General features: G+C 63.6%; 1 protein-coding gene. It reads right to left on the bottom strand.

Annotation, left to right across the window (positions count from 1 at the left end; genetic code table 11):
• On the bottom strand, positions 1-225 hold a 225-nt coding region (locus PHA01_RS29645), incomplete at its 3' end, for a hypothetical protein (RefSeq protein ID WP_271899733.1).
• Positions 226-280 lie beyond the last annotated feature (55 nt).

Below are 280 nucleotides of genomic sequence, written 5' to 3'. Positions count from 1 at the left end.
CGGGGGCGGCAATGGTGAGTCAGGATCCAGCGGATCCGGTATTCCGCGTATCGGAAGTTCAGCCGCACCGAGTAGAGGAAAATCGTCGATGGTGCCAACGCGCAGCCATTCTCCACTGCCGTCGGCGACCGAACCAGTCAGGGTGGCGTTTCCTGCGCCAGCCACGCCAATGGTGGGCGCGCTGACGTTGCGCAATCGGCTGCCCGTAAAAATCGCATTGGACACGGGGCCTCCTTCGCCGACCACGAAGAGTGCCGATGCATTGGCCCCGGTCGCGGTA

The organism is Candidatus Phyllobacterium onerii (assembly GCF_028331445.1).
In the GTDB taxonomy this organism is placed as follows: domain Bacteria; phylum Pseudomonadota; class Alphaproteobacteria; order Rhizobiales; family Rhizobiaceae; genus Phyllobacterium; species Phyllobacterium onerii.
Note: the sequence above shows the minus strand (reverse complement) of the source record. Positions and strands in the feature narration are given on the sequence as shown.